The sequence below is a fragment of the Bacillus sp. GW823-FHT06A10 genome, from assembly GCF_058795375.1.
On the sequence record NZ_JBXAHT010000002.1, the window covers coordinates 600,711 to 615,490 of the forward strand.

21 protein-coding genes are annotated in these 14,780 nt (G+C 35.5%); 13 read left to right on the forward strand and 8 right to left on the reverse strand.

What is annotated here, in order from left to right; all coding sequences use genetic code 11:
• Positions 1-24: 24 nt before the first annotated feature.
• The gene (locus tag AC1Q8M_RS17910) at positions 25-141 is read right to left on the reverse strand and encodes a hypothetical protein (RefSeq protein ID WP_003279814.1); all 117 of its coding nucleotides are present in this window, start codon (positions 139-141) and stop codon (positions 25-27) included.
• A gap of 73 nt (positions 142-214) precedes the next feature.
• Between AC1Q8M_RS17910 and AC1Q8M_RS17915 the strand changes: the two genes are divergently transcribed.
• Together AC1Q8M_RS17915 and AC1Q8M_RS17920 are read left to right on the forward strand one after the other, a co-directional pair.
• Positions 215-442: a hypothetical protein gene (locus AC1Q8M_RS17915; RefSeq protein ID WP_000032702.1), complete on the forward strand. Its 228-nt coding sequence runs from the start codon at positions 215-217 to the stop codon at positions 440-442.
• Positions 443-539: 97 nt separating this feature from the next.
• Positions 540-671 (forward strand): hypothetical protein, encoded by a 132-nt coding sequence (locus AC1Q8M_RS17920; RefSeq protein WP_000064665.1) that lies wholly within the window; start codon positions 540-542, stop codon positions 669-671.
• A gap of 49 nt (positions 672-720) precedes the next feature.
• On the opposite strand, the gene AC1Q8M_RS17925 is transcribed toward AC1Q8M_RS17920, so the two are convergent.
• Positions 721-1,515 (reverse strand): YqhG family protein, encoded by a 795-nt coding sequence (locus AC1Q8M_RS17925; protein WP_001183963.1) that lies wholly within the window; start codon positions 1,513-1,515, stop codon positions 721-723.
• Positions 1,502-3,184, reverse strand: coding sequence for a DEAD/DEAH box helicase (locus AC1Q8M_RS17930; RefSeq protein ID WP_001100040.1), 1,683 nt, complete (start codon positions 3,182-3,184; stop codon positions 1,502-1,504). The genes AC1Q8M_RS17925 and AC1Q8M_RS17930 overlap by 14 nt, the downstream gene beginning before the upstream one ends.
• 390 nt (positions 3,185-3,574) lie before the next feature.
• Between AC1Q8M_RS17930 and gcvT the strand changes: the two genes are divergently transcribed.
• The 11 genes from gcvT (at position 3,575) to AC1Q8M_RS17985 (ending at position 11,995) form a co-directional block, all read left to right on the forward strand.
• A complete protein-coding gene (gene gcvT, locus AC1Q8M_RS17935) occupies positions 3,575-4,675 on the forward strand; it encodes a glycine cleavage system aminomethyltransferase GcvT (RefSeq protein ID WP_000631769.1) in 1,101 nt (366 codons plus the stop codon).
• Between the two features lie 20 nt (positions 4,676-4,695).
• Positions 4,696-6,039 (forward strand): aminomethyl-transferring glycine dehydrogenase subunit 1, encoded by a 1,344-nt coding sequence (gene gcvPA / locus AC1Q8M_RS17940; RefSeq protein ID WP_000903240.1) that lies wholly within the window; start codon positions 4,696-4,698, stop codon positions 6,037-6,039.
• Positions 6,036-7,511: an aminomethyl-transferring glycine dehydrogenase subunit 2 gene (gene gcvPB / locus AC1Q8M_RS17945; RefSeq protein ID WP_000795702.1), complete on the forward strand. Its 1,476-nt coding sequence runs from the start codon at positions 6,036-6,038 to the stop codon at positions 7,509-7,511. The genes gcvPA and gcvPB overlap by 4 nt, the downstream gene beginning before the upstream one ends.
• A 291-nt stretch (positions 7,512-7,802) precedes the next feature.
• Entirely contained in the window at positions 7,803-8,006 is a 204-nt protein-coding gene (locus tag AC1Q8M_RS17950) for a DUF3929 family protein (protein ID WP_000262496.1), read from the forward strand.
• Positions 8,007-8,076: 70 nt separating this feature from the next.
• Positions 8,077-8,268: a hypothetical protein gene (locus tag AC1Q8M_RS17955; RefSeq protein WP_000535933.1), complete on the forward strand. Its 192-nt coding sequence runs from the start codon at positions 8,077-8,079 to the stop codon at positions 8,266-8,268.
• Positions 8,269-8,386: 118 nt separating this feature from the next.
• Complete coding sequence (locus AC1Q8M_RS17960) at positions 8,387-8,761, forward strand: GntR family transcriptional regulator (protein WP_001021350.1); 375 nt, start codon at positions 8,387-8,389, stop codon at positions 8,759-8,761.
• A gap of 5 nt (positions 8,762-8,766) precedes the next feature.
• On the forward strand, positions 8,767-9,639 hold the full coding sequence (locus AC1Q8M_RS17965) for an ABC transporter ATP-binding protein (RefSeq protein ID WP_065222868.1): 873 nt from the start codon (positions 8,767-8,769) through the stop codon (positions 9,637-9,639).
• Positions 9,620-10,285: an ABC-2 transporter permease gene (locus AC1Q8M_RS17970; protein ID WP_098360864.1), complete on the forward strand. Its 666-nt coding sequence runs from the start codon at positions 9,620-9,622 to the stop codon at positions 10,283-10,285. Before AC1Q8M_RS17965 ends, AC1Q8M_RS17970 begins: the two co-directional genes overlap by 20 nt.
• Before the next feature lie 14 nt (positions 10,286-10,299).
• Positions 10,300-10,932, forward strand: coding sequence for an ABC-2 transporter permease (locus tag AC1Q8M_RS17975; protein ID WP_016080301.1), 633 nt, complete (start codon positions 10,300-10,302; stop codon positions 10,930-10,932).
• A gap of 35 nt (positions 10,933-10,967) precedes the next feature.
• Complete coding sequence (locus AC1Q8M_RS17980; RefSeq protein ID WP_080476022.1) at positions 10,968-11,561, forward strand: ABC-2 transporter permease; 594 nt, start codon at positions 10,968-10,970, stop codon at positions 11,559-11,561.
• A 245-nt stretch (positions 11,562-11,806) separates the two neighbouring features.
• Positions 11,807-11,995, forward strand: coding sequence for a hypothetical protein (locus AC1Q8M_RS17985; RefSeq protein ID WP_025117984.1), 189 nt, complete (start codon positions 11,807-11,809; stop codon positions 11,993-11,995).
• Between the two features lie 16 nt (positions 11,996-12,011).
• Here the strand turns inward: AC1Q8M_RS17985 and AC1Q8M_RS17990 are convergent, their stop codons facing one another.
• From AC1Q8M_RS17990 to AC1Q8M_RS18010, 5 genes are all read right to left on the reverse strand, one after another.
• The gene (locus AC1Q8M_RS17990; RefSeq protein WP_000265371.1) at positions 12,012-12,269 is read right to left on the reverse strand and encodes a DUF3975 family protein; all 258 of its coding nucleotides are present in this window, start codon (positions 12,267-12,269) and stop codon (positions 12,012-12,014) included.
• Between the two features lie 15 nt (positions 12,270-12,284).
• Complete coding sequence (locus AC1Q8M_RS17995) at positions 12,285-12,599, reverse strand: DMT family transporter (RefSeq protein ID WP_000312623.1); 315 nt, start codon at positions 12,597-12,599, stop codon at positions 12,285-12,287.
• Between the two features lies 1 nt (position 12,600).
• Positions 12,601-12,933: a DMT family transporter gene (locus AC1Q8M_RS18000; RefSeq protein WP_000312339.1), complete on the reverse strand. Its 333-nt coding sequence runs from the start codon at positions 12,931-12,933 to the stop codon at positions 12,601-12,603.
• 71 nt (positions 12,934-13,004) lie between these two features.
• Positions 13,005-13,586 carry a TetR/AcrR family transcriptional regulator gene (locus AC1Q8M_RS18005; protein ID WP_002005730.1) on the reverse strand — a complete coding sequence of 194 codons (582 nt, stop codon included), beginning with the start codon at positions 13,584-13,586 and terminating at the stop codon, positions 13,005-13,007.
• Between the two features lie 96 nt (positions 13,587-13,682).
• On the reverse strand, positions 13,683-14,660 hold the full coding sequence (locus AC1Q8M_RS18010; protein ID WP_001273986.1) for a LacI family DNA-binding transcriptional regulator: 978 nt from the start codon (positions 14,658-14,660) through the stop codon (positions 13,683-13,685).
• Between the last annotated feature and the right edge of the window lie 120 nt (positions 14,661-14,780).

A 14,780-nucleotide genomic window follows, 5' to 3' on the forward strand; every position in this document is an offset into this window, starting at 1 on the left:
TTGCCCCTAGCGTAGTAAGTTTTTTTAGTATATAATAAAGGAAACGCTTTCATTTTTAGTTTGTTCACAAAATGGACGGAAAATCACATATTTACTATCGATATGTTGCTTTATAATGAAACTAATTAAATATACATGCATACAATATTGTGAAATAAATAACATAAATAATCTATATAAATGTAAACGTTATCAAAAGAGAGAGGTGGAGACAATGAGTAAATTTTTCTTCAATCATAATCCAGCAACAGTAGAGGATGGAAGGCTTGTTAAATATGCTGAAATTATTTATGGAGAAGGTGGCCGTTCTGTATTAGAAAATTTAATGGTGAAGGCATCTATCAGATTGCGTGATCGTTATCCGAATAAATCTGACGAGCAGATCTCGAACCTAGTAAATAAAGGCATCCATGATATGTTTCAAAAATATGTGAGCGAGTAAGAGTAGCCAATGGCTGCTCTTATTTTTTTGTATAAGGATTGTAACTCTAGCTGAAAATAAACATGTATTTTGAAAAACGCAAAAAGGAGTGGGAAAGATGAGCAATGGAATTGGACGTTCGAAAGAAAATCTTCCAACTGATGCAAATCATGTGAGCGCAAAGGATCGTGCACAGCAGAAACGTATGGCACAGAAAAAGCAGCAAGAGCGTAGTGGCGATAGCGAGTAGGGTAGAAAATAGCTCAAAAGAGGCTCCTTCTAAAGCAGAAGGAGCTTCTTCAAGATAGAAAATGATTCGCGGTAACATAAAAAAGGCCACCGTTAATAATTTGCACTGTAATACGTGGTTCATACTGTTCTTGCAGAGCTTGTTTTTCAATTTCATAGCTCTCAGGAAGTTCGTCACTTTCTTCATAAAAACGGTTTAAAAGGTCTAGATCATGATTCCAACGCACTCTTGCTTCTTTTGCCCACGTATGGTCATCTTCTGCAATTATATTTTTTAAAGCGTCTTCTATGCGTTGTAAACCACTTTGAGGTTTAATGATGGGCGAGAGCGTAAAACAAAAATCAGGTATTTTTGGTGTAAGTTTAATGTTTGTTAATGTTTCATGAAAGTTTGCCATCATTGTTCCAGAAATGAGATGAATGCCAATCGAGTGAAGGATGTCTTTTTTTCGATCACATTGATAGGAAACTTTTATATTAATACCGAGCCAAGGGTGGAGCGGTGTATGTGTTGCCCCATTATGTCTTACATCCTCATATAAACGTATGTAAGAGCCTAATTCTTTTGTCGTTTGGAAAATTTGATGTAGACGTGGTGAACCGTAGTGAATAAGCTCACCATCATTTTCTTCATTTTCTGGATTTGTAATAAGAGTAAGGCGCATCGGATTCGGTACGCCTCCTGTTTTCTCAAGATAGTGCCAATAAAAAGGGCGATTCATTAATAATTTATCCATCTCAATTGTTAACTGTACATCTAATAAATGAGGAGAACGTTCTAAAATTTCACAGTTATTCGCCTCAAAGAAATTGTATAAGTAATTATGAATTTCATGTTGCTGCATAGCCTTGCACCTCAGCTTCATTTCGTTTCGCAAAGTCGATTATAGATGTTAAGTTTTCCATCTTAATTCTAATTTCACCTTCGCTTTTTGATTGCGCGAAAATTTCTTGAATGTGCGCGTCGATGTTTTTCATATTAATTCTCGTTAAAATTTCATCGAGTTCACCGATAACACGCTCGAATAAGTTGATTTTTTCATATAACAGTTTCAGAATATGTTCTTCAACAGTATGCTTTGTAGCTAAGTTATAAATATGAACATCATTCTTTTGACCGAGACGGTGAATACGTCCGATTCTTTGCTCAAGACGCATTGGATTCCATGGCAAATCATAATTGATCATATGGCTACAAAACTGTAAGTTAATGCCTTCTCCGCCAGCTTCCGTTGCAATTAACACTTGGGCACGATTTTGGAAAAGTTCCTTCATCCAATCTTTCTTCCCGCGTTTAAATCCGCCGCGGAATGGGACAGAAGAAATACCGTGTTGTTGTAAAAACCATTGTAAGTACATCTGTGATGCTCGGTATTCCGTGAAAATGACGACTTTATCGTCAATTTCTTTTATAAGCTCTAGAGCTTTAGTTGCTTTCGAGTTGAAAGGAATATGATTAATTTTGTCCATTAGCACATCGATATGTGGATCTTTTATATAATGTTCATTTTCTTTCTGTCTTTTTTCTACATGCTTTTTCAATGAATAGTAAACAGCCTCACGACTACTACACGCTTCCCGTTTTAAAGTTAACGATGAGAAAGCAGATGTGAAGGCGTCTTGTCCTCGCCAATTTTCGATATCATTATATAGAGCTTGTTCTTGTTCATTAAACTCAACAAAAATTGTACGTACATGTCTCTTCGGCCAATCGATACCGGTATTATGTCGTCTATTTCGCACCATTACTTTGTTAATGAGAGCTTTTAAGTCTTCATCTGATTCGGCTGAACGATTTTTGGAAGCGTAATATTCTTCAAAGTTGGATTGATTGCCTAGATGTCCTGGCTTTAATAAAGAAACAAGGTTAAAAATTTCATCAATCTTATTTTGAACAGGAGTAGCGGTTAGTAATAAACAAAACTTCTTTTTTAATCGTTGTGCAAATTCATAGTTTTTTGTTTTATTATTTTTCAGTTTATGTGCTTCATCGATAATAATAAGGTCATATTCTAAGTTCAACACGATATCGCGATGTGGTGAACGTTTCGCAGTATCAATTGATGATACGATTACGTCAGCTTGTTCCCACGAGTAGCTTTTCTTTTGTGCTACAGCGGGAATGAAAAACTTTGTATTCAGCTCGTATGCCCATTGTGATACGAGAGAAGCTGGGACAAGTATAAGTACCTTTTTCACAAGCCCGCGGACCATGTATTCTTTCAAAATAAGTCCAGCTTCGATTGTTTTTCCAAGACCTACTTCATCTGCTAGAATCGCTTTACCATTCATTTGTTCAATCACATTTTGAGCGACTTCTAATTGATGCGGAAGCGGCGTGAAATGGGATAAATGTTTCGGTGCTTGTAGTCCATCAAAAGTAGGAACAAGTAACGATTTTTCTGTTTCATAAGCTAAGTGATATAAATCCCAGTTTGTCCAAGGACCATCTTCATCAATTCTATTTAAAAAATTGTTTTGCCACGTCCGATCTACGGAAATATCGACATTCATTACGACTCTCCCACCTTTTATAAACTAAAGTAATTATTTTTTAATGTATGATGATTTGCCTCAAAAGAAGGCATAATTATCGTTATTAAAGGCTATATGATAGACAATAATAAAGTATTAAATCTCAAAAGCTGTATTTATTGTGTTTTAAAATAAAAAATTCTAAATTATTTTTTATGCTAGAATATTGATGAAATATAGCGAATGATGTTAGGATAATGGTGTGAAATGTGTGGAATCTTTCGTATTTTATCCAAGAAAGTGATTTTTTATTTACGCTTTCATAAAAAAATATAATGAGATTCCGTATATCCTATCTTTTCAGAATGAAAATGTTTAGAAAAAGGAAGCAACTTTTATTGATTTGTCAAAGCATAAGGGGGAGAGAGCATGATTACATTACAACGTACACCGTTATTTGATGTATACGCGAAGTATGGTGGGAAAACAATCGACTTCGGTGGTTGGGAATTACCAGTTCAATTTTCAAGCATTAAAGAAGAACACGAAGCTGTACGTACAGCTGCAGGTTTGTTCGATGTGTCTCATATGGGAGAAGTTGAAGTAAAAGGTGTAGATAGTTTAGCATTTTTACAACGTGTTGTTACAAATGACGTATCTACCTTAAAGGTAGGGGGCGCACAATATACAGCTATGTGCTACGAAAATGGTGGTACAGTAGATGATTTATTAATCTACAAACGTGGTGAAGAAGACTATTTATTAGTAATCAATGCATCAAATATCGAGAAAGATTACGAATGGTTAGCAAGTCATGTAATTGGCGATGCGACAGTAGTCAATGTTTCTAGTGAAGTTGCACAGCTTGCAATTCAAGGACCAAAAGCAGAAGGCATTTTACAAAAAGTTGTGTCAGAAGATTTGAAAGAAATTAAGTTCTTTAAATTTAAAAACGATATTCTTGTAGATGGAATTCCAGCACTTGTATCTCGTACAGGTTATACAGGTGAAGATGGATTCGAAATTTACTGTAAGAGTGAAGATGCTGCAAAACTTTGGGAGAAACTTCTTGAAGTTGGAGCAGAAGAGGGCTTAAAAGCATGTGGTTTAGGTGCTCGTGATACACTTCGATTCGAAGCAACATTACCACTTTATGGACAAGAATTATCAAAAGATATTACACCGATTGAGGCTGGAATTGGCTTTGCGGTAAAAACAAATAAAGAAGCAGACTTCTTTGGAAAAGCAACGTTAAAAGAGCAAAAAGAAAACGGTGCGCCTCGTAAATTAGTCGGCATTGAAGTAATCGAACGTGGAATTCCTCGTACGCATTACCCTGTATTTATTGGTGAAGAAAAAATTGGGGAAGTAACGAGTGGTACACAATCTCCAACGTTAAAGAAAAGCATTGGTTTAGCACTAATTGATGTAAAATACGCAGCAGTTGATACAGAAGTAGAAATTGAAATTCGTAATAAACGCGTCAAAGCAGTAGTTGTTCCAACACCATTTTACAAACGTTCAAAGTAACGGGGAGAGGGGTAGATTTCATGTTGCATCGTTATCTTCCAATGACAGAAGAAGACAAAAAAGAAATGTTACAAACGATCGGCGTTCAAACGATCGATGAATTATTCTCTGATATTCCAGAGAGTGTTCGTTTTAAAGGGGATTTAAAAATTAAAGAAGCAAAATCAGAGCCAGAGCTTTTAAAAGAGCTATCTCAAATGGCTAGTAAAAATGCTAACTTAAAAGAATACGCTTCTTTCTTAGGAGCAGGCGTATACGATCATTATGCTCCAGTAATTGTAGATCATGTTATTTCTCGCTCAGAATTTTATACAGCTTACACACCATACCAACCGGAAATTTCACAAGGGGAATTACAAGCAATCTTTGAATTCCAAACAATGATTTGTGAATTAACAGGAATGGATGTAGCAAACTCTTCTATGTATGACGGGGGTACAGCTTTAGCTGAAGCGGCAATGTTAGCAGCTGGCCATACTCGCAAAAAGAAAATTCTTGTATCTAGCGCGGTTCATCCAGAATCAAGAGCAGTACTTGAAACGTATGCAAAAGGTCAAAATCTTGAAGTTGTTGAAATTAATCATAAAGATGGTGTAACAGATTTAGACGTATTACAAAGTGAAGTAGATGATACAGTTGCTTGTGTAATCGTTCAATATCCAAACTTCTTCGGACAAGTTGAAAAATTAGCTGATATTGAAAAAATCGTTCATCAACAAAAATCATTATTTATCGTTTCTTCAAATCCATTATCATTAGGCGCATTAACACCACCAGGGAAATTTGGTGCTGATATTGTAATCGGTGATGCACAACCATTCGGTATTCCAACGCAGTTTGGTGGACCGCACTGTGGTTACTTTGCAACAACGAAAGCATTTATGCGTAAAATTCCAGGACGTCTTGTTGGACAAACTGTAGATTCAGATGGTAAACGTGGATTTGTATTAACGTTACAAGCACGTGAACAGCATATTCGCCGTGATAAAGCGACGTCTAATATTTGTTCAAACCAAGCGTTAAATGCATTAGCAGCTTCTGTTGCAATGACGGCACTTGGCAAACAAGGTGTGAAAGAAATGGCACGTCAAAACATTTCTAAAGCACAGTATGCAAAACGTCAATTTGAGGCGAAAGGCTTCACAGTAACATTTGCTGGGCCATTCTTCAATGAGTTTGTTGTAGATTGCAAACGTCCAGTGAAAGAAGTAAACGATGCATTATTACAAAAGAATATTATCGGTGGTTACGATCTAGGCCGTGATTATAAAGAGCATGAAAACCATATGCTTGTAGCAGTAACTGAGCTTCGTACAAAAGAGGAAATTGACACACTTGTAAACGAAATGGGGGCTATCCAATGAAGAACCAAGACCAAGCACTTATCTTTGAAGTGAGTAAAGAAGGACGCATAGGATATAGCTTACCCAAATTAGATGTAGAAGAAGTGAAACTAGAAGATGTGTTTGAGAGCGATTATATTCGAGTAGAAGATGCAGAGCTACCAGAAGTATCTGAACTTGATATTATGCGCCACTATACAGCACTTTCAAACCGTAACCACGGTGTTGATTCTGGATTCTATCCACTTGGATCTTGTACGATGAAATATAATCCGAAAATTAATGAGAGTGTAGCTCGTTTCGCAGGATTTGCAAATATTCATCCACTGCAAGATGAAAAGACAGTACAAGGTGCAATGGAATTAATGTATGACTTACAAGAGCATTTAATTGAAATTACAGGTATGGATACTGTTACTTTACAACCAGCAGCTGGTGCACACGGAGAATGGACAGGTTTAATGTTAATTCGTGCATACCATGAAGCGAATGGTGACTTTAACCGTACGAAAGTAATTGTACCTGACTCTGCTCACGGAACGAACCCGGCATCTGCAACTGTAGCTGGTTTTGAAACAATTACAGTAAAATCAAATGAAAATGGCCTTGTTGACTTAGAAGACTTAAAACGTGTTGTAAACGAAGAAACAGCAGCACTTATGTTAACAAATCCTAATACATTAGGTCTATTCGAAGAAAATATTTTAGAAATGGCAGAAATCGTCCATAATGCAGGCGGTAAGTTATACTATGATGGTGCAAACTTAAATGCGGTATTAAGCCAAGCACGCCCAGGAGATATGGGATTTGACGTTGTGCATTTAAACCTTCATAAAACATTTACAGGTCCTCACGGCGGTGGTGGCCCAGGTTCTGGTCCAGTAGGTGTGAAAGCTGATTTAATTCCGTACTTACCAAAACCGATTTTAGAAAAAACGGAAAATGGTTATCACTTCAACTACGACCGTCCAGAAGCAATTGGTCGTGTGAAGCCATTCTATGGTAACTTCGGAATTAACGTTCGTGCATACACGTATATTCGCTCTATGGGTCCAGATGGCTTGCGTGCAGTAACTGAGTATGCTGTATTAAATGCGAACTATATGATGAGAAGATTAGCGCCATTCTACGATCTTCCATTCGATAGACATTGTAAGCATGAATTTGTATTATCAGGTCGTCGTCAAAAGAAACTTGGCGTACGTACATTAGATATTGCAAAACGTCTGCTTGATTTCGGTTACCATCCACCAACAATTTACTTCCCATTAAATGTGGAAGAATGTATTATGATTGAGCCGACAGAAACAGAATCAAAAGAAACATTAGATGGTTTCATTGATAAGATGATTCAAATCGCTAAAGAAGTAGAAGAAAATCCAGAAGTTGTACAAGAAGCACCGCATACGACAGTCATTAAACGTTTAGACGAAACGATGGCTGCACGTAAACCAGTTTTACGTTATGCAAAGCCAGCTCCTGTACAAGTTTGATTAGAATAACAAAAGGAGAACTCGCTGCGGCGGGTTCTTTTTTTGTATGGAGAATTTGTGCAGAAATAGTGAAGAAAATGTTAAAAAATTATATTTTTTGTTTCCTAATGGTGTAAAGGTGTAGTTTTATAGGTAGTTTTGTTGAAAAAGTCGGTTTGATAAAAGTATTTATTTTTGTTAGAATTTTATTGAAATTAAGAAGATGTGATGAGGCAAAAATTACTCATTTTTATGTATATGTGAAAAAACGAGCAAGACGGGGGTGAAAGTGTGGGATATCGATGTTATAGAATGGTATACCATTTAGAAAATGGAGAAACAATTAAAGATGTAAAAGAATTTTGCTATCGAGACCAAGGGAAAGTGTTAGAAAGAGTAGCAAATCGTGTAATGGATAATAGAGAAGTGACGGCGATTGATAAACAAGGAACAATCATTTCAATAGCATGTGAGGACATTGTAAAGGTGGAACTTGATTACATAACAGAAAGTTAACCTTGAGTCATATCGAATTATTCGATAAAATAAACTGTTGAATGGTGAAGTGAGAAGAGAGGAGTTTATCATGGGTAGTACAAGACACTTTTATATGTTTATCTTAGCGTTTGTTCTTGTTGTGGCATTAACGATTTACTTAATCGTTGACAGCAGCTGGTACAACACGGTTCATCCGGCATTCCTTCTGTTTATGTATATAGGAATTGCAGTAGTAAGTTTCGGAATGAGAGACGAGATGTTAGATCGCTTTGAAAAGTGATACATATACGAAAGACCAACAGGAAAATGTTGGTCTTTTTTTCTTGCCAAAAATAGGATGCTGTGTATATACTGTATATATAAGGTATATACAGTATATACACACACTGGAGGAAAACATGAATATTATTATTTCGAATTCTTCCCAAGACCCTATTTATGTGCAAATAAGAAAACAATTAAGCCAGCTTATTTTAAATGGTGGTTTAAAGGGTGGAGACCAATTACCGTCTATTCGTAGCTTAGCGAAGGAATTGCAAATTAGTGTAATTACAACGAAGCGTGCGTACGAGGAGCTTGAAAAAGAAGGATATATAGAAACTGTTGCTGGGAAGGGGACTTATGTTTCACGTAAAAATAATGAACTATTAAAAGAACAGCGGCTACGTCTATTGGAAAGTAAGGCTGAAGAAATCGTAAAAGAAAGTAAAGTGTTGCAGCTTTCACTTGAAGAATTGCAGCAGATGATTGCGTTTTTATATAAGGGGGAATGAGAGAGATGTTAGAGTTAAAAAACGTTTGTAAAAGTTATGAAGATTTTGCAGTGAAAAATATAAGTTTTGCATTACCACGAGGATATATTATGGGGTTTGTCGGACCAAATGGTGCTGGGAAAAGTACAACGATCAAAATGATTATGAATTTAATTAGAAAAGATAGCGGCGATATAAAAATTTTTGGCAAAGACAATAAGAAAGCTGAAAAGGACATAAAACAAAATATTGGTTTTGTATATGATGAAAATCATTATTACGAAGATTTAACGTGTGAACAAATGAAACGTATTATTGCACCGTTATATAAAAAGTGGGACGAAAATCAATACCAATCGTATATGCACAGATTGCAAGTTCCAAAGTATAAAAAAATTAAAGAGCTATCTAAAGGGATGAAAATGAAGTTTGCGATTGCCATCGCACTTTCACATCATGCAGAGTTTATCATTATGGATGAGCCGACAGCAGGATTAGATCCAGTTGTCCGAAGTGAATTACTTGATATGTTGCAAGAAATTGTAATGGAAGATGAAGTATCTGTATTATTCTCAACCCACATTACAACGGATTTAGAACGTATTGCAGATTATATTACGTTTATCAACGATGGAGAAATTATATTTACTGGTGAAAAAGATGAATTAATGGAGAACTACGTAATCGTTAAGGGAAGCAATGATTTATTAGATCGAGAAGGAAAAGAACTATTTGTTGGATTACGAAAAAATAAATTCGGTTTCGAAGGTTTAGCGAAGGATAAACAAGGAATTATCGATTGGTTTGGAAATGAGGTTGTACTAGAAAAGCCTACATTAGATGACATTATCGTTTACACTGCGAAAGGGAGAGGTGCCTATGCGTCAGCTAATCTATAAAGATTTGTTCTTTTTTCGGGTTATGTGGTTAGTGTATTTTATTATGCCTCTTGTTTTCTTTGGATTAGATCCAGATGGTGAATTGTTATTTCCAATGAGTTGCTTACTCATAACGATATCATCTTCTATGATACTAATAGCGATGGATGAAAAAAATAAAAGTGATGTTATTATAAATAGTTTACCTGTTGGACGAAAGGATATCATTATTGCTAGATATATTTCGGGTGTAATATTTATTGTAGGTGGCATGATTTCTACTACGCTAGTTGTTTTTCTTATAAGAGGTATCGCTGTCATTGGTGATATTGGAGCTTATCATCCCAATTTGTATATTGAAATTCCTTGGTATGTAGTAGTCAGAGGTGCTGTATATTCTTTAGTTTATATTACAGCATTATTCCCGAGTTATTATGGGACAAAATCAAAAGTAGTACGTGGAATATTTACAGGTGGAGCCGCTGGAATAGGTGTTATTGTTGGAATGTTTATTGGTGACGGAGAAAGTGCTACGGCATCATTCATTGATTGGATTATGAATCCATTACATTTTGGCATATTTATAGTTGGATTAATCACACTAGCTAGTGCCTATATCGCTTCTATGTTTCTTACAATTAAAATTTATGAAACGCATGATTTATAGAGAGGAGAATTCATATGCAACAGTTGATTTTGAAGGAGTTTTTTTTACAGAAGAAGATGTTTCTTTTATATTTTTTAATACCTATTTTCTCTGTTTTTAGGAATCCAGTCCAACCCATGGGGATTGCAATAGGATTATTTATAACATGCAGTACGATCATATATATTTCTTTTTATTATGAAGAGAAAAGTAAAACAGAAAAAATATTAGTGAGTTTGCCTATAACGAGAACAGAGATAGTTATAGCTAAATATATTGCAAGTTCATTATTTATTATGGCTGGTTTGAGTATAACTTTTATAGTCATAATATTAGGAAATATTCTATTGAACAGAGATATAGGTATGCCTGGATATGCAGTATTTTCAGCAATAGTAGCAACTTTAATCTATTGTGTTGTAACGATACCCGCTAATTACATTGGAGGATATAAGGCTACTTCTGTTTTGAATGTTATTATGGTTTTGCCTTTAACAGGTATGATTGGCCTTATGTGCAATATTTTTGGTGATAAAACAATTATGCTAAAAGTACTCCACTCTCAAGAGGCTACACTAGCAATGGGTGTTCTTGGTATTGGAGTGTTAGTAAGTATAGTCATATCAATGTTTCTCTCAATGAAAATGTTTCAGGAGGCAGAGTTATAGAAGGGACATTTTCATATTAGGAGGGGTAATACATGATCAAGCAACTAATTTTAAAAGATTTCATCATTCAATGGAAATTTTTAATTTGGTACATACTGTATCCTGTTTTCTTTTATATGGCCTTAACAGATACGGAAAATTTATTCATCATTATGTCAGTAATTATTACAATTGGGGCAACAGTAAAAACGTTTGAAGCAGATAGTAAAAATGAGAGTGAAGTTATAGTAAATAGTTTACCAATATTGAGAAAACAAATTGTGTATGCGAAATATATAGTAGCAATTATTATTCTTTTTATAAGTGTAACGGTCGGTTGTTTCACGATGGGAATGAAGAGCGGGGTTAACTTATTTGAATTTATTGAAACGACAATAGTTGCTAGTATTAGCTTTATTTTAGTGTATTTAAGTTTGGTTTTACCGCTATCCTTTTGGCTAGGGTATAAGAAAACTATTTTTATTGCGATAGTAATATTCATGGCACCGATAATTGTTTTAGAAGCTTTGTTTCAAATCAACTTAGAACAAATTCAGCTATATAACAGCTTGTTATTCATTGGTTCAATATGCATGTTCATAGCATCTATCTTCGTTTCAGTAAAAATATATGAAAAAAGAGAATTTTAAAAGGTGCCTTAAAAAAGGCACCTTCTTCAATAACGACAATACGAGAGCAGTAGTTTATAAAAAGAAACGCTATTTGGTACATCTGTCGGAGTATGTAATATAAAGCTGAAAACGATGATGAGAATAAGAAATAGGAAAAATAAAAATAGGATTTGCTTATGTATAGAATTTTGCATATTATTCACTCCTTTTTTAGGTAGTATGTCCAAAAGAAAGGAGTGTATGAAAAATTTTAGGAGGGGAGAATGATGAACAAAAGAAAATGGTTATATAGAATAGGGGTACTTTTTGTTTCAATCGGTCTCATATTAGCAAATTTTTATTTAGACATACCGTCACCGTTTCCTAATTTGCATAAAGGAATTGGTATAAGTATTGTCATAGTTGGTCTTCATTGTCTTATTGCATCTAACTTTTATAGAAAATCTGAATGAATACAAAAAAGGACAGTTACTCTTTTTCAGAAGTACTGTCCTTTTTAAATAACTTATTCCATAGCTTGGCGATACTCCATATAATGACGATTGCAATGGAGGCAATAATTGACCAAGCAATAGATGCAATTTCAAGTGCCATGCTAGGAAGGAAGGTAAGAATGGATACTACTTTATGAAACAACCATTCTATTATATGAAAACTTATTTGTAATAGAATGACGATACCAAGTGTGATCCATGCTAATATTTTCTTTCCTTTTTCTTTCCACATGACATTCACCTCACGTTAGCTTAATAGTTTTAAGCCAACAGCGCCGCATAGAATGCAGCTTAAGAAAGCAAGACGACGCCAATCCGCTGATTCTCGGAAAATGAGAATGCCTAGAAGTGCACTTCCAGCAGTTCCGATTCCAGTCCAAATTGCGTAAGCAGTTCCCATCGGTAACGTGTTCATCGCAAGAGATAAGAAGAAGAAGCTTACGCCGAAGTTAGCGATTAAAATAACTTTTGGTGCCCAGCCTTTCTTTTCAGTGGCTACTTTCATAAAGAGTACACCAATAATTTCACAAATACCAGCTAGAATTAAAAATACCCAAGCCATTTTATGCGGCCTCCTTCGCTTCTTTTTCTTCTGTTACTCGTTTTAAACCAATTACTCCGAAGAAGATTAAACCGATTAATAAAACTTTTACGATAGAGAAAGGTTCTCCGAAGATGAAAATCTCTGTAAGAACGATTCCACCAGCTCCAATTCCTGTAAAGACTGCGTATACAGTGCCGACAGGTAAATCTTTATAAGCTCTAAATAATAAGACGAAACTAATTGTAATTAATAGAGCAACACCAGCCCATTCAAGTGGTGCCTCTGCTTTTTTTAGTCCAATCACCCAAAAGATTTCAATAATACCAGCGATGATTACATAAATCCATGCCATATGTCATTTCTCCTTCCTACCAGTCGTTAGGTAAAGGGCTTAAAAACGACGCATTGCAAAGGAGCAATCCGTCAGTTTGAAAGTCCGCGCCAAAATACTTTCCAAGAAGCGTCTAAACGTGTCTCAAAACGATTTAAACCTGCGTATAGTAGTTCAACCATAAGACCGTCGAGTAAGCATAGAAAAGCCTCTAAGGCGTCTTTTACTTCAATGTTATGCAGCTCATCTTGTTCGCTTGCTCTTTTAAATACAGGGAATAAAAGTTTTCCGACGTTTTCAATGTGTACATTTGCTTTATTAATAATTTGTTCGCGAAATGCATCAGGCGGAAAATAAGAAGTTCGTAACCAAAACATTGATTCTTCACTTTCACCAAAGCGTTTTGCATAGCCTTTTAATAATTTTAAAAGCAATTCTTCAGTAGACGAATTGGAAAAGCTTTCAATATCGCCTGTGAAGCTCTGCAAATCTTTTTGGAGAGCAGATTCTAAGCATATGAAATATAGCTCTTCTTTTCCTTTAAAGTGTGCGTAAATCGATGGTTTTTTAATCCCAACTTCTTGAGCAATATTTGCCAATGAAGTTCCTTCATAGCCGTAGCGTGCGAAATGAGAAAGTGCTACAGCTTTAATGCGGTTTGCTGTCATTTTCATCCCCTACCTACCGTTCGTTAGGTTAATTATATGAGATGAAAACTATAATGTCAATAGGTGAAGAGCTGAAAAAGAGCGTTATAGGTAACGCTCTTTTTAGACAGTCTCTCGCTCAATTAAATGGAATGAAAGTTCTTTTGCGCTGCCGACAATTTGCTCGCTTTGGATCTGCTTATGGAATAAAGAAAAAGCATGTGAGCCCATTGCGAGACCGGGATGTTCAATTGTGGAAATTTCTAATGCCTTTGAAATTTCATGATTATCAAATCCAAGGATAGCAAGGTCTTCAGGTACTCGAATGCCATGTTTTCGAGCCTCTGTTAATAAACCAGCTGCAACTTGATCGTTCGCTGTAAAAATAGCAGTTGGACGATTTTTCATATTTAAAATACGATGGAGTATTTGTGCTCCGTCCTGCATTGTATAGCATTGGTGGAAAATCCATTCAGGATGCAACGTTTTCCCTTCGTTACGAAGGGTATCGGCGAACGCTTTTTCGCGCTCCATGGAGTTTACACTTGTTTTTCTTGCTAAACAAATTCCGATTTTTTCATGGCCTTTACTTAGTAAATAGGCAGTACCGAGACGGAAACCTTCATAATGATCTACGTAGATGGATGAAATGAGGGGGTGCTTCATTTTTTCACATGAAATAATAGGGGCAAATTTTGCGAAAGGTTCGATTTGTTCCCAAGAGCTCGTTCGGGAGCAAATAATCATCCCATCAAATTGTTTCATTTTCATCATTTCAAGAACACGAATTTCTTCAAGGCTATCGTAATTTGTTTGGCATAAATTAATGTGATATCCAGCTAATAATGCTTCGTTACCGATTCCTTCAATAATGGTACTGAAGTAGGGGAGGTTAATGAAAGGAAGCATAACGCCAATTGTATATGTTTTCCCTCTTATTAAATGGACAGCATTTATATTTTTTGCGTAGTTTAATTCTTCAACAGCGTCTAGAACACGCTTACGCTTTTCTTCTTTTACGTAAGGGTGATTATTCAGAACACGAGAAACAGTTGATATCGATACACCAGCAGTTTTAGCAATTTGTTTTATATTGGCCATATGTATCACCTCTTTCCCTTATTATAAAGGGAAAATAATAAGAAAGAAAAAATCTTGACCTGAAAAGCTTTTCACAAACTATGGTATTAATAAGACTTCTTTTTATTCGCGTAACCTTTT

Coding starts and splice junctions, on each gene's coding strand:
- AC1Q8M_RS17995 (WP_000312623.1), bottom strand. CDS start 12,599: ATGGCTTGGGTATTTTTAATTCTAGCTGGTATTTGTGAAATTATTGGT.
- gcvPB (WP_000795702.1), top strand. CDS start 6,036: ATGAAGAACCAAGACCAAGCACTTATCTTTGAAGTGAGTAAAGAAGGA.
- gcvPA (WP_000903240.1), top strand. CDS start 4,696: ATGTTGCATCGTTATCTTCCAATGACAGAAGAAGACAAAAAAGAAATG.
- AC1Q8M_RS17965 (WP_065222868.1), top strand. CDS start 8,767: ATGTTAGAGTTAAAAAACGTTTGTAAAAGTTATGAAGATTTTGCAGTG.
- AC1Q8M_RS17955 (WP_000535933.1), top strand. CDS start 8,077: ATGGGTAGTACAAGACACTTTTATATGTTTATCTTAGCGTTTGTTCTT.
- AC1Q8M_RS17985 (WP_025117984.1), top strand. CDS start 11,807: ATGATGAACAAAAGAAAATGGTTATATAGAATAGGGGTACTTTTTGTT.
- AC1Q8M_RS17960 (WP_001021350.1), top strand. CDS start 8,387: ATGAATATTATTATTTCGAATTCTTCCCAAGACCCTATTTATGTGCAA.
- AC1Q8M_RS17990 (WP_000265371.1), bottom strand. CDS start 12,269: ATGTGGAAAGAAAAAGGAAAGAAAATATTAGCATGGATCACACTTGGT.
- AC1Q8M_RS17915 (WP_000032702.1), top strand. CDS start 215: ATGAGTAAATTTTTCTTCAATCATAATCCAGCAACAGTAGAGGATGGA.
- AC1Q8M_RS18000 (WP_000312339.1), bottom strand. CDS start 12,933: ATGGCATGGATTTATGTAATCATCGCTGGTATTATTGAAATCTTTTGG.
- AC1Q8M_RS17920 (WP_000064665.1), top strand. CDS start 540: ATGAGCAATGGAATTGGACGTTCGAAAGAAAATCTTCCAACTGATGCA.
- AC1Q8M_RS18005 (WP_002005730.1), bottom strand. CDS start 13,586: ATGAAAATGACAGCAAACCGCATTAAAGCTGTAGCACTTTCTCATTTC.
- AC1Q8M_RS17925 (WP_001183963.1), bottom strand. CDS start 1,515: ATGCAGCAACATGAAATTCATAATTACTTATACAATTTCTTTGAGGCG.
- AC1Q8M_RS17975 (WP_016080301.1), top strand. CDS start 10,300: ATGCAACAGTTGATTTTGAAGGAGTTTTTTTTACAGAAGAAGATGTTT.
- AC1Q8M_RS17930 (WP_001100040.1), bottom strand. CDS start 3,184: ATGAATGTCGATATTTCCGTAGATCGGACGTGGCAAAACAATTTTTTA.
- AC1Q8M_RS18010 (WP_001273986.1), bottom strand. CDS start 14,660: ATGGCCAATATAAAACAAATTGCTAAAACTGCTGGTGTATCGATATCA.
- AC1Q8M_RS17970 (WP_098360864.1), top strand. CDS start 9,620: ATGCGTCAGCTAATCTATAAAGATTTGTTCTTTTTTCGGGTTATGTGG.
- gcvT (WP_000631769.1), top strand. CDS start 3,575: ATGATTACATTACAACGTACACCGTTATTTGATGTATACGCGAAGTAT.
- AC1Q8M_RS17950 (WP_000262496.1), top strand. CDS start 7,803: ATGGTATACCATTTAGAAAATGGAGAAACAATTAAAGATGTAAAAGAA.
- AC1Q8M_RS17910 (WP_003279814.1), bottom strand. CDS start 141: ATGCATGTATATTTAATTAGTTTCATTATAAAGCAACATATCGATAGT.